At 37.4% G+C, this 14,559-nt stretch carries 14 protein-coding genes; 5 read left to right on the top strand and 9 right to left on the bottom strand.

From position 1 onward, the window contains the following. Positions 1 to 924 carry a helix-turn-helix domain-containing protein gene (locus JK139_RS02190; protein ID WP_074419814.1) on the top strand — a complete coding sequence of 308 codons (924 nt, stop codon included), beginning with the start codon at positions 1 to 3 and terminating at the stop codon, positions 922 to 924. A gap of 152 nt (positions 925 to 1,076) precedes the next feature. On the opposite strand, the gene hemL is transcribed toward JK139_RS02190, so the two are convergent. Genes hemL through hemA form a run of 8 tightly spaced genes read right to left on the bottom strand, consistent with a single transcriptional unit; the run spans position 1,077 to position 8,654 of the window. Further along, on the bottom strand, positions 1,077 to 2,366 hold the full coding sequence (gene hemL / locus JK139_RS02185) for a glutamate-1-semialdehyde 2,1-aminomutase (RefSeq protein WP_074419333.1): 1,290 nt from the start codon (positions 2,364 to 2,366) through the stop codon (positions 1,077 to 1,079). Positions 2,367 to 2,405: 39 nt separating this feature from the next. Then, positions 2,406 to 2,702 carry a YciI family protein gene (locus JK139_RS02180; RefSeq protein WP_074419332.1) on the bottom strand — a complete coding sequence of 99 codons (297 nt, stop codon included), beginning with the start codon at positions 2,700 to 2,702 and terminating at the stop codon, positions 2,406 to 2,408. A 44-nt stretch (positions 2,703 to 2,746) separates the two neighbouring features. Next, positions 2,747 to 3,721 (bottom strand): porphobilinogen synthase, encoded by a 975-nt coding sequence (hemB, locus tag JK139_RS02175; RefSeq protein WP_218330480.1) that lies wholly within the window; start codon positions 3,719 to 3,721, stop codon positions 2,747 to 2,749. Positions 3,722 to 3,763: 42 nt separating this feature from the next. Further along, on the bottom strand, positions 3,764 to 4,744 hold the full coding sequence (gene hemF / locus JK139_RS02170) for an oxygen-dependent coproporphyrinogen oxidase (RefSeq protein WP_218330479.1): 981 nt from the start codon (positions 4,742 to 4,744) through the stop codon (positions 3,764 to 3,766). A gap of 15 nt (positions 4,745 to 4,759) precedes the next feature. Further along, positions 4,760 to 5,797: a uroporphyrinogen decarboxylase gene (gene hemE / locus JK139_RS02165; protein ID WP_074419329.1), complete on the bottom strand. Its 1,038-nt coding sequence runs from the start codon at positions 5,795 to 5,797 to the stop codon at positions 4,760 to 4,762. After that, complete coding sequence (locus tag JK139_RS02160; protein ID WP_074419328.1) at positions 5,794 to 6,513, bottom strand: uroporphyrinogen-III synthase; 720 nt, start codon at positions 6,511 to 6,513, stop codon at positions 5,794 to 5,796. The genes hemE and JK139_RS02160 overlap by 4 nt, the downstream gene beginning before the upstream one ends. Next, positions 6,500 to 7,420: a hydroxymethylbilane synthase gene (hemC, locus tag JK139_RS02155; RefSeq protein ID WP_074419327.1), complete on the bottom strand. Its 921-nt coding sequence runs from the start codon at positions 7,418 to 7,420 to the stop codon at positions 6,500 to 6,502. Before hemC ends, JK139_RS02160 begins: the two co-directional genes overlap by 14 nt. Positions 7,421 to 7,433: 13 nt before the next feature. Continuing rightward, on the bottom strand, positions 7,434 to 8,654 hold the full coding sequence (gene hemA, locus JK139_RS02150) for a glutamyl-tRNA reductase (protein WP_218330478.1): 1,221 nt from the start codon (positions 8,652 to 8,654) through the stop codon (positions 7,434 to 7,436). 254 nt (positions 8,655 to 8,908) lie between these two features. Here hemA and hemH point away from each other — a divergent pair, with 254 nt between their 5' ends. Genes hemH through JK139_RS02135 form a run of 3 tightly spaced genes read left to right on the top strand, consistent with a single transcriptional unit; the run spans position 8,909 to position 11,405 of the window. Continuing rightward, a complete protein-coding gene (hemH, locus tag JK139_RS02145; protein ID WP_074419325.1) occupies positions 8,909 to 9,958 on the top strand; it encodes a ferrochelatase in 1,050 nt (349 codons plus the stop codon). A gap of 16 nt (positions 9,959 to 9,974) precedes the next feature. Further along, positions 9,975 to 10,520: a CopD family protein gene (locus tag JK139_RS02140; protein WP_074419324.1), complete on the top strand. Its 546-nt coding sequence runs from the start codon at positions 9,975 to 9,977 to the stop codon at positions 10,518 to 10,520. Between the two features lie 6 nt (positions 10,521 to 10,526). Further along, positions 10,527 to 11,405: a ChaN family lipoprotein gene (locus JK139_RS02135; RefSeq protein WP_074419323.1), complete on the top strand. Its 879-nt coding sequence runs from the start codon at positions 10,527 to 10,529 to the stop codon at positions 11,403 to 11,405. Here JK139_RS02135 and hemN read toward each other — a convergent pair whose 3' ends face one another. After that, positions 11,406 to 12,773, bottom strand: a complete 1,368-nt coding sequence (gene hemN / locus JK139_RS02130; RefSeq protein WP_074419322.1) for an oxygen-independent coproporphyrinogen III oxidase — start codon at positions 12,771 to 12,773, stop codon at positions 11,406 to 11,408. A 149-nt stretch (positions 12,774 to 12,922) separates the two neighbouring features. Here hemN and JK139_RS02125 point away from each other — a divergent pair, with 149 nt between their 5' ends. Further along, entirely contained in the window at positions 12,923 to 14,557 is a 1,635-nt protein-coding gene (locus JK139_RS02125) for an amidohydrolase (RefSeq protein WP_074419321.1), read from the top strand. Positions 14,558 to 14,559 lie beyond the last annotated feature (2 nt).

Genomic DNA, 14,559 nt, shown 5'->3' with positions numbered 1-14,559 from the left:
ATGATGCAGGTTTTAGATATTTTAAAAGTAGCCCATAAAAATGGGATTGAGCCAAGCATGGATTTGTTGTATCAGAAAGCCCAGCATATTCCTGGATCTATTCAGTATGATATTAGAAGATATTATGCACAACATCCCTGGGTGGCAGAAGATACTGGTATGATGGTATATCATTATGATGAAGCCCGACCTGATAAGAACTATTTGGAACTTCGTTTTTGTACCACCGGTAATCGGTATTGCGAAGAAAGAAGTTGTTCTTTTTGCAGTCAGCTACCTACTGAAAGTTGTGATGGGAAAATACAAACGGTAGATGTTTTTACTTTTCATTTTACAGCAACTTTTTTATATCAGTTTACGCATAATGTAAAATTAAATAATCGGAAGGATGAAGTTTTGGCTTTTAAACATCCCCATGCTTTCACCAAAATTTTTACAGTTTGCAATAAAAAACGTAATATTTTAGACGGTTTGTTAAACCACAGTTATACCGGCGCTTTAGAGAACATATTTGTGAATGCAAAAATTCATGAATTATTGTTATATAGTTTAGATTGTTTGGTGGATGAAAAAGAAGAAGGTTTTTCTTGTAAATTTTTATCAGATCAACGGAGCAAGGAACAAATTTATCAGGCACGAGATCTTTTATTGCAACACATTGGCGATCCTATTACCATAAAAGAATTGAGTCGTAAAGTTGCCATGAATGAATGTTACCTGAAAAAAGGATTTAAAGAAATTTTTGGTACAACCATTTTTGATTTTTATCAGCAACAAAGAATGGAACATGCAAAATACCTTTTATACGAGAAGGGGTTGAGTGTTACAGATGTATCGGCTTTGTTGGGCTATTCTTCCATATCACATTTTTCTGCTGCATTTAAAAAGCATACCGGATTAAAACCTTGTGACTTATTAAAATAAAAGATAACCCCCTGTTTTCATAAAAAAGAGGAAGTCTCAAAAGTAAAATGAAGCGTTTGAGAATGGCTTAAATGAAAACTTTCTCCACCCCCCCGAATAAAAAGAGGCTGCCTCGGACTTTTGAGACTGCTTCTTTTTATTTCATATTTTGGTTACATCATCTCCTGTAAACTTTCTTTACTGGCTTGAATGGTTGCATCTAAATCCTGGTAGGTAAGTGCATTATTCAAAAACCAGCTCTCAAAAGGGGATGGTGGTAAATATATTCCTCTTTTAAGCATTGCGTGAAAGTATTGCTTAAATAATTCATTGTTGGCTGCTGCGGCAGTTTCAAAATTTGTAACGGGCTGCTTGCTAAAATGCACACTGATCATAGAACCTAAACGATTAATGATAAAAGGTATTTTAGAAGCAGTAAATACTTCCTGCAACCCTTGATGCAAATAAGCCGTTTTGTCATCTAACTCCTGATATATGGAAGGATTATTTTTTAATTCATTTAATAATGTATAACCCGCAATCATTGCAATAGGATTGCCGCTTAATGTTCCGGCCTGGTATACATTTCCCAACGGCGCAATGTGTTGCATGATTTCTTTTTTACCTCCAAAAGCGCCTACCGGCATACCTGCACCAATTACTTTTCCATAGGTAATTAAATCAGCGTCAATGCCTAACCGCTCTTGTGCGCCACCGGGGGCCAACCGAAAGCCGGTCATTACTTCATCAAAAATGAGTACGATATGATTATCGGTACAAATTTTTCGTAATCCTTCCAGAAATCCTTTTTCAGGAAGGATGCAACCCATATTGCCTGCAACGGGTTCTACAATAATGGCGGCTATTTCATTTGGATTTGCTTCAACTAATTTTTTTACGGCATTTAAATCGTTGTAGGCGCAGGTTAACGTATCGGAGCTAACACCTGCAGGAATACCTGGTACGGTTTGTATATTAAATGTGGCCACGCCGCTGCCTGCTTTTACCAAAAATGCATCTGCATGTCCATGATAATTTCCTTCAAATTTGATGAATTTATTTTTACCGGTATATCCTCTGGCTAATCGTAGTGCACTCATACAGGCTTCTGTTCCGCTGCTGACCATTCTAATTAAATCAACATTGGGTGCCATACTTTTAATTAACTCGGCCATACAAATTTCTAAGGAAGTAGGAGCGCCAAATGAAGTAGAATCTACTGCTTTTTCCTGTATGGCTTTAATAACCGGCTCGTAAGCGTGACCAAGTATCATCGGGCCCCATGAAGCAATATAATCGATGTATTGATGATTGTCTTCATCAAATAAATAAGCGCCTTTTGCTTTTTTTATAAACAAGGGTGTACCACCTACGTTTTTAAAAGCCCTAACCGGCGAGTTTACCCCACCGGGCATGGATTGTTGTGCACGGTTAAACAATTGCCGGCTATTTTCTGTTAGCATAAAAATTTATTTATTTCTGATAACCTTAGTGATGCTTTGTTATTCATTTCCATCCAATAAAGTTGTAAAGGCTTTTACCGATTTGGTTGGCTTAAATTCTATGATATTCCACTCTGCCAGTTTGTTAACATAAAATGGATCTTCAGCCATAATCTGTTCTATTGTTTTTCTACTATCTGCATTTGCCAAAATGATTCCACCGGTGCGTGGTTCTTTTCTGCCGGAAGCAATAAAATTGCCGGACTGATAATATTTTTCCAGAAAAGCAATATGGGCTTCCATATGCTGATCAATTAAATTAGTGGATACTTTGTAAGTAATATCTACAATAAACATAAAGTTGTTTTTAAGTGTACAAACTGAATTGCTATTGTTTTGGATTAGCTAAGCAACATAACTGCCTGTTTTGCAAAATAAGTGGCAATTAAGTCGGCTCCGGCTCTTTTAATAGAAGTAAGGCATTCAATAATAGCTTTATTTTCGTCGAGCCATCCACGTTCTGCTGCAGCTTTTATCATGGCATACTCTCCGCTAACATGATAAGCACTCACCGGAATGGTTACTGCGTTTTTTACTTCCCGAATAATGTCTAAATAAGCCATAGCTGGTTTTACCATCACAATATCAGCACCTTCTTCAACGTCTTGCAATGTTTCGTTAATGGCTTCCAGACGATTTGCATAATTCATTTGATATGTTTTTTTATCACCAAATCCCGGTGCGCTGTCTAAGGCATCTCTAAATGGTCCGTAAAAGCAGGAAGCGTATTTAGCACTATAGCTCATAATACCGGTTTTTGTAAATCCGCTTTCTTCCAATGCTTTTCTAATGGCTCCAATTCTTCCATCCATCATATCGCTGGGTGCAACTATATCTGCCCCTGCTGCTGCATGGCTAACACTCATTTTCACTAAAGCCTCAACGGTTTCATCATTTACAATTTCACCATCTTTTACAATGCCATCATGCCCGTATATGGAATAGGGATCTAATGCTACATCTGTCATTACAATCATTTCAGGTACGGCATCTTTAATGGCTTTTATACTTCTTTGCATTAAACCGTTGGGATTCCAGGCTTCTTTGCCTTCATTATCTTTGGTTTCATCTAATGCTTTTACAAACAGCAATACACTTTTTATACCGAGGCTGTATAATTCTTTAATTTCTGTAACCGTTATATCTAAACTGTTTCTGTAATAGCCCGGCATAGAGCTAATTTCAGTTTTTTGATTGATACCTTCATCAATAAACAAAGGAGCAATAAAATCGTTAGGCGTTAAAACAGTTTCAGCAACCAAACTTCTTATGGCTGCCGATTTTCTTAATATTCTATTTCTTTTTTGTAAATACATTTTATAAAAATTATATGATTAACATTGATTGGTTTGTTGTATTCATTCATCAATGGTGATGGATTGATGCTCGTTGATCCAATCTTTGGGATGCAGACAGGCATCTAATAAAATGGCTTCAGGCGTTCCTGCTTCCGGTTGGTAATTATAGTTGAAGCGAACGGTTGGTGGCAAGCTCATTAAAATACTTTCTGTTCTTCCATTTGTTTTTAGGCCAAATATGGTACCACGGTCGTGTAATAAATTAAATTCTACATAACGGCCACGCCTTATTTCCTGCCAAAATTTATGTTGTGCTTTAAACGGAGTATTTTTTCTTTTTTCAACAATAGGTAAATAGGCATCTAAAAATGCGTTTCCACAAGCCTTTGCTAATCCCAGCCAAAATTGTTCATCTCTTTCGGGTGTGGGTTTTTGGTGATCATAAAATATACCGCCAATGCCTCTCCGTTCATTTTGCCGGTGTGTGTTTACAAAATAATTATCGCAGGTTGTTTTAAAAAGAGGATAGAAGGATGTATCAAACTGATCGCAGGCATTTTTGTGTGTTTGGTGAAAATGAATGGCATCTTCATTCAATAAATAATAGGGGGTAAGATCCGTTCCACCTCCAAACCATCTGTCTATCACTTTATTATTTTCATATAATTCAAAATAACGATAATTGCAATGTATGGTAGGTACAAAGGGATTGTTGGGATGTATCACTAAACTTAAACCACAGGCAAACCATTCATCGCCGTTCATTTGTAATTGTTTGCGCATGGGATCGCTAACGGTACCATATACTACAGATGTATTTACGCCACCTTTTTCAAAAACATTTCCATCGGCAATTACTCTGGTTTTTCCACCGCCACCTGTACCATCGGGCTTACGTTGCCATTCATCTTGTACAAAAACAGCTTTGCCATCTGCCATTTCAAGTGCAGTGCAAATCGTATCCTGAAGGGTATAAATAAATTGTATCCATTCTTCTCGAAATGCTGTTGTATGGGTGGCCGGTAAAAAATTTGTTTCCATGATGAATGCTTTATGCTAACTGGCAGGTTGCCATTCTTTAACTGTATCAACAAATGCTTTAGCATGGTCAACCGGAACATTGGGTAAAATTCCATGCCCTAAATTAGCAATATGTTTTTGTGGACCGAAAGCTTGTAACATGGCAATTACTTCTTTTTTTATAACAGGTATGGGCGAGAGTAGTTTTGCCGGGTCAAAATTACCCTGTAAGGTAATGTTGTTGCCTGCAAAATTCCGTGCTAATTCAGGCGGCGTACACCAGTCAATTCCTAGTGCTGCTGCTCCTGTTTGAGCCATCGCAGATAAGCTGTACCATGCACCTTTGGCAAATACAATTACCGGAACACTGGGTTTGATTGCTGAAACAATTTGTTGGATGTAAGGAAGTGAAATGGTTTCAAAATCTTCTTTGCTCAATAACCCGCCCCAACTATCGAATATTTGCACCGTATCGGCACCGGCAACCACCTGAGCCTTTAAATAGGCAATGGTCGTATCTGTAATCATTTGCAATAATTGGTGTGCCAATGCGGGTTGTTGGTAACAAAATGCTTTGGCTTCATCAAAAGTTTTAGAGCCCTTTCCCTGCACCATATAACAAAGCAGCGTCCAAGGCGCACCAGCAAAACCAATTAATGGAACTCGTCCATTGAGTTCTTTTTTAATGAGCTGAATGGCTTCAAAAACATAGCCTAATGTTTCGTGTACATCCGGTACGCGAATCCGCGATAAATCATTTACTGTTTGAATAGGGTTGGGTAAAATAGGCCCTTTGCTTTCAATTAACTGCACTTCAAGGCCCATAGCCTGAGGTACTACTAAAATATCAGAGAACAATATAGCTGCATCAACACCAATAATATCAACAGGCTGTAAAGTAATTTGGCAGGCTAATTCGGGTGTTTGGCAACGCTCAAAAAAACCATACTTATTTCTTAATTCCATGTATTGTGGTAAATACCTACCGGCTTGTCGCATCATCCAAACAGGCGAACGTTCAGTTTTTTCACCTCTTAAAATTCTTAGAATCAAATCGTTTTTTAATACACTCATGCTTTAATGTTAATCGATTTAAAATAGTTCATTGCTAATTCAATCATTTGTTCTTTTCCGGGCCATTCACTAGTAATTATTTTGTTTTGAACATAGGTATGTATGGTTGCTGCAGTTGTTTTACCAATGGCAAATAAAACAGTGGCTAACGGTATGGTATTTACGGAGAAGAAACTATGAACAGCACTTGGGCTAAAAAAAATAATACCCTGATAATTTTTTGATACTTCAACGGGTGTTTGTATGGTATTGTAAACAATAACCTGTTCAGTTGGAAATTGGTTTGCGGCTAAGGTTTCAGGAAGTTCATCCATTCGTTGATCACCACAAAAAAATACTAACGCGTTTTCGGGCCGGTGCTCAATAATTTTTTCAGCCAGTAAACCCGCACTTTTAGCACTGCCTTTAAAATGTTTTTCGCCAAAAAACTGAATAATTTTTTCTTTGGTAATACCGCCTAAACAATAAATATCCCATTTGGGAACTTGCGGTAATTGGGCTGTAACTGCATCTACTGCATTCATGCTGGTAAAAAGAGCCGTAATTTTTTTTTCAGCCAATTCGTGAATGGTTTGTGTAATTAATTCATTTATAATGGGACTGGTTTCAATAAATGGGATACAATCAATGGTAATGCCTCTTGTATTGGCATTGATTATAATGATAGGGTCTAATGGACGAGTGCATAAAATGGGTATGGTACTATTTTTTTGCATGGTGAATTGATTCAATGATCGTTTTTGCGCCGGTTGTTAAAAGTTCTTCAGCAGCTAATCTGCCTAAGTTTACAGTATCTGAAAGGGTTGTTTTTTTTTCTATTTTAAATTGTTGTTTGCCATCTGGGCTGGTAATATTTCCCTTAAAGTAAACCTCATTATTTTCAATCGTGGCCAAAGCACTGACAGGGGTAGAACAACCGCCCATTAAAGTTTGTAAAAAATCGCGTTCTAATTTGGTACAAAGCTCGGTATTTGGATCGTTTAGTTGATTTAATTTTTTAAAAGTTTCAGTATCATCTTCCCGGCATACAATTACAATGGCACCTTGTGCAGGTGCAGGAAGCATCCAGTCTAAATGCATGGATTGTGCGGGGCGTAATGCAATTCGTTCTAATCCTGCAGCAGCAAATATGGCTCCATCCCAATTGCTTTCTGCTACTTTTTTTAATCGGGTATTCACATTGCCTCGTAAATTTTCAATAGTATGATTTGGGTAATGGTGCAGCCATTGTGCTTTTCGGCGAATACTACTGGTGGCAATAATGGCATTAGATTGAGCGTCTGATAAAAAATCTGTATTGTTTTTGAATACCAATATATCCTTGTATGATGCTCTGGGAAGAACAGCAGCCTGCACAATGCCTTTAGCTAACTGTGTAGGTACATCTTTCATTGAGTGTACAGCAATATCAATGGTTTTACTCAGTAATGCTGCATCTAATGTTTTTGTAAACACCCCTTGTACGCCAATGGCATATAGTGGAGTAACCAAATCAATATCGCCATCGCTTTTTATATGTTTTAATTCACTTTGAATATGGTGTTTACTTAATAGCGTTTGTACCAGTGTTGCCTGCCAAACGGCTAATTGGCTTTCTCTGGTTCCAATTTTAATTATACCCATGATTTAAATAAAATCAGTTACTGCTGATGGTGATAAAATCGTTAATAGCTTCAATAAAATTACAACCGGGTTTGTAATTGCTGCGTAATTTAACAGCCATGTTTTTTACTGCTTTTTGAACAGCCTCATTTGTACTGGTACTGTGGTTATTGGCTGTATAAACAGCATTAAACATTTCACAGTGGTTCATGTCTTCTAATTTCTTTTTTACAGCCTTAATAACCGGTACAAATTTTCTGCTGTCTAACCACTCAAAAAATTCGGCTTCAAATTCGTGAATAATGGCTGATGCTTTTGGAATTTCTGCCTGGCGTTTTTGTAGAGTAGCATCATTAATTTTTGCTAAATCATCTACATTTACTAATGAAATATGAGCTAATTGGGCGGTATCGGGATGAATATTATTGGGAATTGACAAATCAATCAAAATTTTTTTACCCGAGTTAATAAAATTCTCTTTAAATAAAATAGGAGCTTCTGCATTGGTGGCTACAATAATGACATCTGCTTTTGCTGCTAAAGTGGGTAAAGTTTGGTAAGTGGCTGAACCAATACCGAGTTCTGCAGCCAGTTCAGCTGCTTTTTCATTGGTTCTGTTGATGAGTGTAATATTAGTTGTATCTAAATAATCAATCAAATTTTTGCAAGTGTTTTTGCCAATTTTACCTGTTCCAATTAATAAAATATTTTTTTGTGGTATGAAATGAAGATGCTCTTTCAGGTATTGAATGGCTGCAAATGATACAGAAACAGTGCCACCGCTTAAAGCGGTTTGGTTTTTAATGGTTTTAGAAGATTGTAGTGCGGTGTTAAACAATCTTTCCAGAAATGAACCTACAAATCCACGTTCTTTTGCAAACTTAACTGCCAATTTCATTTGCCCTACAATTTCATAATCGCCCAAAATTTGCGAATCCAATCCGGCACCAACAGAAAAAATATGTGTTACCGCTTCTTTTTCTTTTTTTATATAACAACGTTCTAAAAATATTTCTTTTGAACCCACAGTTTCACTGCAAAGCAGGTTAATAAGGTCAGAAGCCTGGTTAGCAATGCCATAAATTTCAGTGCGGTTACAGGTGCTGAGTATTACCACCTCTTTTATAGAAAGGGTAGAAGCTTTTTGTAAAATAGCGGCATATTGTTCGGGGCCAATGGCGTATTGACCTCTTACAGAAGCATCTGTTTTTTTGTAATTAATACCAATGGCAAAAAAATTCGATAAGTTTATCATCTGCTGGTCTTAATATGGTTCCTTTTATAAACGCAAAAGTATTCCGCTTGGATGGCAGAAATGTATGACTTAGGTCATGTCTCTGTCATTTAATTGTCATTTTACCAGATTTGAATACGATTTACCGGTTTACTGTACTTTTTTATGGCTGTTCCAAACCAATTCATATTTTGTTTCGTTGTTACGAGTAATAAAATGCAAACAACCTGTTTGAAACAATTTTTGAAATAATACATTTGCTAACATTTATTTTTATGCACCAAAAGAAAAAAGGGGTTATTTTAATGAATCTTGGTTCGCCGGATTCAACATCTGTAAAAGATGTGCAACGATATTTGAAAGAGTTTTTAATGGATGAACGTGTAATAGATGTTCCATATTTTTTCAGGCTTTTATTAATTAAAGGCATTATTGTTCCATTCAGGGCACCTAAATCGGCAGAGGCATATAAAACCATCTGGACAGATGCCGGTTCGCCACTCATTGTTTTAACCCAACAGTTAAAAGAGGCTGTTCAGCAGCTTATTCAAATGCCGGTTACTGTTGCTATGCGTTATGGAAATCCATCACCTGAGGCTGCTTATCAATCATTATTAGAACAAGACCCTGATATTGAAGAAGTTTTATTATTTCCATTATATCCGCATTATGCCATGAGCAGTTATGAAACGGCAGTGGAATATATGAAGGAGGTGCATCAAAAAATGGGGTATAGATTTAAGTTGCAAACCATAAAACCTTACTACAACCAGCCCGAATATATTCATGCTCTTGCCAACAATATTCAACCCTATTTACAACAGGAATATGACCATATTCTATTCAGCTATCATGGTATACCAGAACGACATATTCGAAAAAGTGATACAACGGGATGCCATTGCCTTCAGGTAAAAGATTGCTGTAATGTGTCATCCATTGCACACCAAACCTGTTATAGACATCAGGTTTTTGAAACCACTAAACTGGTAACTGAAAAGTTGCATATACCGAAAGAAAAATTTAGTGTTTCTTTTCAGTCTCGATTAGGCAAGGGGTGGCTACAACCCTTTACAGATAAGCGATTGGAAGAAATGCCATCACTGGGCATCAAAAAATTGCTCATTCTTTGCCCGGCTTTTGTAAGTGATTGTCTGGAAACCTTAGAAGAAATTGCAGAACGTGGTAAAGAAAGTTTTATGCATGCAGGTGGTGAAAGTTATACTACCATTCCCTGTTTAAATACACAGCCGCTTTGGGTAGCCACTATCAGTAACTGGATAAATGCTTATGAAAATGGTGCAAGCAATATGTTGTTGAATTAATCTTATCTTTAGTAAGATGTATCTATACTTGAAGGCTGCACATATTATTTTTGTTGTTACCTGGTTTGCGGGTTTGTTTTATATGCCTCGCTTGTTTATTTATGCTACTGAAGCAGGCGATAAACCAGAGCCTGAACGCACTATTCTGAGAAATCAGTTTGCCATTATGATGAAGCGTTTATGGTATGGCATTACCTGGCCTTCTGCAATTATTACTTTATTATTAGGCACTTCTGTTTTAATGGAAGGTGGTTGGTGCCTGTTATTGTTTAAATCGGAGGGTAAATGGTTACTTGTAAAATTGGTTTTAGTGTTATTTTTATACGCGTATCATTTTTCATTACAAATATTGGTAAATCAGGAGGTACATGGCATTTACCGATACAGTTCACAGCAATTGCGCATTTGGAATGAGGTAGCTACTTTGTTTTTGTTTGCAATTGTGTTTTTGGCAACAGTTAAACAAAGTATTAGTTTGTTGTGGGGATTTGTTGCTCTACTGGCGTTGCTTTTAGTACTGTTAAGTGCCATTAAAATTTATAAGCTGCTACGAAACAAATAAACAATCATGCGCAAAAAAATATGTATTACTGCTTTGTTTGCTATTGCTTTTATTGAATTGTTTGCTCAAAAAAATATGCAAAATAATTATGTAATTTATGATGTTGCCCAACACAAAACCATTGATTTGGGTGAATTAACAACCGCTTTAATACACACACAGGTTGTATTTTTTGGGGAAGACCACAATGATGCAGTAGCACATTATCTGGAAGATTCCTTATTTAAAGCGTTGGTGCAGGAAAAGAAAAATGTTGCGTTGTCATTAGAAATGTTTGAAACCGATTGTCAGGCACCATTGAATGAATATGTAGAAGGATTTATTACTGAAAAACAATTTTTGGCCAACACACGTCCGTGGAATAATTACAGTGATTATAAATCAATGGTAGAAACGGCTAAATACAATCATCTTCCTGTAATAGCAGCCAATGCTCCCCGCCGTTATGTAAGTTTGGTACACCAAAATGGTGTTCAAACCTTATTAAGATTGGATCAATTATCAAAATCTTATCTGCCTCCATTGCCATTTTCTGCTGCCGAAGTAGCCTATCAACAAAAATTTGAAGGTATTATGGGTGGGCACGAGCAATTCAATCAAAATATGTTTGATGCACAAAATTTATGGGATGCTACCATGGCTAATAGTATTTACCGGTTTTGGAAACATCATAAAAGTTATACTGTTTTTCAGGTAAACGGGCGTTTTCATAGCGATGATAAATTAGGAACTTATGCACGTTTGCGGGCATTATCCCGTAAAATAAAAATGCAAAGTATTAGTTGTTATAACGAAGAGCAATTTACCCATCCCAACTGGGTTGCATTGAAGCAGCAGGCTGATTTTATTATCATTACCAATCCAGAAGTTCCAAAATCATTCTAATTAAATTGCTTTACTAAACTGTGGGTTGTGCATTGATTCATGTACGTGATTGCGCAATAAACGCAAATCAAATGCTCTACAAATATTTCTAACAAAATTTTTGCCTAAAGGCGTTACCGTTAGTTGGTGTTCATCTAATTCAACCAATCCATCTAATTCTAATTTTTCCAATTCAGGAATTACAAATTTTGTAATCATAGCTTTGTCTGCATCATGCAAAACTGTTTCGCCATTACAGCTAATGTCTAAAATATATTGTTTAAAGTGAAGGTCTTCTTCCGTTAAAATAATGCCCTTGGTTACAGCCAGTGTATTGTTGCATACTGTCTCATAATAATTGTGCAGGGTTTTTTCGTTCTGAGCAAAAGCTGTCCCCATATCGCTTATGGCCGAAACACCCAAGCCTATCATATTATTGGTTTGCTGGGTAGTATAACCCATAAAGTTTCGGTGTAATCTTTTTTCCTGTTGTGCAATATACAGGGTATCGTTTGGCAATGCAAAATGATCCATGCCAATATCAACATAACCGGCTGCAGTAAGCATTTCTTTGCCTAATTGATACAACTTCATTTTTGTATCCACATCCGGCAGGTCGTGTTCATCAAACAAGCGTTGGCCTTTGCTGGTCCATGGCACATGGGCATAACTGTAAAAGGCAATACGGTCAGGTTGTAAAGCAATGGTTTGTTCAATAGTAGTGCGCATGCTTTCAACTGTTTGGCGGGGTAATCCGTAAATCAAATCAAAATTTACAGAGGTATATCCCGTTTGTCGCGACATATTGACTGCCTGCTGCACTTTTTCAATAGGTTGTATGCGGTTAATCAGTTTTTGTACCAGTGGATTGTGGTCCTGAATACCAAAGCTAACCCTGTTGAAACCTAAGTTATGCAGTGTTTCCAAATGTTGCAAGGTTGTATTATTGGGGTGTCCTTCAAAACCAAATTCATGCTGGGGATGCACTTCAACGGTTGCTAAAATTGAACTGATTAAATAGTGTAAATTTTCCGGAGAAAAAAAAGTGGGTGTGCCGCCGCCTAAATGCAGTTCACGCAACAAGGGTTTGCCGGGCATTAATTGTAAATACAATTGCCACTCTTTTAAAATGGCTGCTAAATATTCGGTTTCAACCTGATGATTGGTGGTAATTTTTTTATTGCAGCCGCAATAGGTGCAGAGCGATTCGCAAAAAGGCAAATGAATATATAGGCTTAATCCTGATGCATCTTTACTGAATGCTGTTTGTACCAATTGTTCCCATGCCGGTAACGATATGGTTTCATTCCAAAATGGAACGGTTGGATAACTGGTATACCTGGGTACAGGAACATTGTATTTTTCTAATAAATGATGACTTACCTGCATACTCCTCAATTTTCAACAAAGCTAAATGCTGTGTTTAGGCTGTACTATGATTGTTGTCATACCGTGTCAAAAATTCCGGCATTTTGGTATGTAAGTTATCCTACATTCAGTATTTAACTATCTTCATGTTTCATTTTTATCATTGCTTTATGAGAAAAATTTATTTGGGGGGATGTATCCTTCTTTTTAGCGCTTGTGTTCAAAAAAAACAGGTAGATACCATTGTTTACAATGCACATATTTATACCGTTAATGCGCAGTTTGATACGGCAAGCGCCATGGCCATTCAACAGGGGAAGATAGTAGCCATTGGTAAAACAGACAGTATTCTGCAACATTTTTCTGCTAAAGAAATGCTAAATGAAAATGGAAAAACCATATTTCCCGGTTTTATTGATGCGCATGCTCATTTTGTAGGCTATGCTCAGGAACTATTTACCGCCGATTTGCGTAATACCAAAAGTTTTGATGAAGTGCTGGAACGCTTAAAAGTTTTTGCTGCCCAACATCCTAACCAACCCTGGTTATTGGGCAGAGGTTGGGATCAAAATAAATGGCCGGGTAAAGCTTTCCCTAACTCAGTTGCAAAATTAAACCAGCTTTTTCCATTTACTCCCGTTTTTTTAACTAGGATAGATGGCCATGCAGCCATAGCTAATGCCAAAGCAATGGATATGGCAGGAATTAAAGCGGGCCAAAAAATTGTAGGCGGTAGTTTTGAAACTTTTGAAGGCAGACTTACCGGTGTTTTAATTGATAATGCACAAAAGCCGGTATTGGCAGTAATGCCACTTTTATCTGCCAATGCTTATGCGGAAAGATTGATGGCTGCTCAGCAAAATTGCTTTGCCATGGGTTTAACAACTATTACAGATTGCGGTCTGAGTTACAAAGATGTATTGCAAATTGACAGCCTGCAAAAATCCGGTGCTTTAAATATGCAACTGTATATTATGCTGAGTGATGCCAAGGAAAATTACGACTATTTTTTGCCTAAAGGCCCCTATAAAACCGATAAATTGTTTGTTAACGGTTTTAAATTTTATGCCGATGGCGCTTTGGGTAGCCGCGGTGCCTGTTTGCTGCAATCCTATGCCGATAAACCCGGCTGGTATGGTTTTTTATTGAGTAATGCTTCACACTTCGATTCAATGGCCAATATTTTATCGAAAACAAATTTTCAAATGTGTACCCATGCCATTGGCGATTCCGGTAACCGTGTAATTTTACAGGTATACAACAAATATTTAAAAGGCAAAAACGACAGGCGTTGGCGCATAGAACATGCACAAATTGTTGCTCCGGAAGATATTGCTTTATTTGGTGCAGCTTCCATTATTCCTTCTGTACAGCCTACCCATGCCACCAGTGATATGTATTGGGATGAAAGCCGATTGGGTAAAACCCGGCTTAACAATGCCTATGCTTATAAAAATCTTTTAGCACAAAACGGCTGGCTGCCATTGGGTACCGATTTTCCGGTAGAAGACATTTCGCCCTTTAAAACTTTTTTGGCTGCAGTATTTAGAGTAGATAGTATCGGTTTTCCACCCGGAGGGTTTTTGCCCGAAAATGCCCTAAGCCGCGAAGAAGCCATTCGGGGTATGACCATTTGGGCTGCCCGGGCCGATTTTTTAGACAAAGAAACCGGCAGCCTTGAGCCTGGTAAAAAGGCCGATTTTGTTGTGCTTGATGCCGATTTAATGCAAATTCCCTGGAATCGGGTGCTGCAAACAAACGTGCTGGCTACTTATATTTCAGGCAAAAAAGTATACCAAAAATAAAA

This window comes from Hydrotalea lipotrueae, assembly GCF_019249625.1.
In the GTDB taxonomy this organism is placed as follows: domain Bacteria; phylum Bacteroidota; class Bacteroidia; order Chitinophagales; family Chitinophagaceae; genus Hydrotalea; species Hydrotalea flava.
This window is presented reverse-complemented; position numbering and strand designations above follow the sequence as displayed.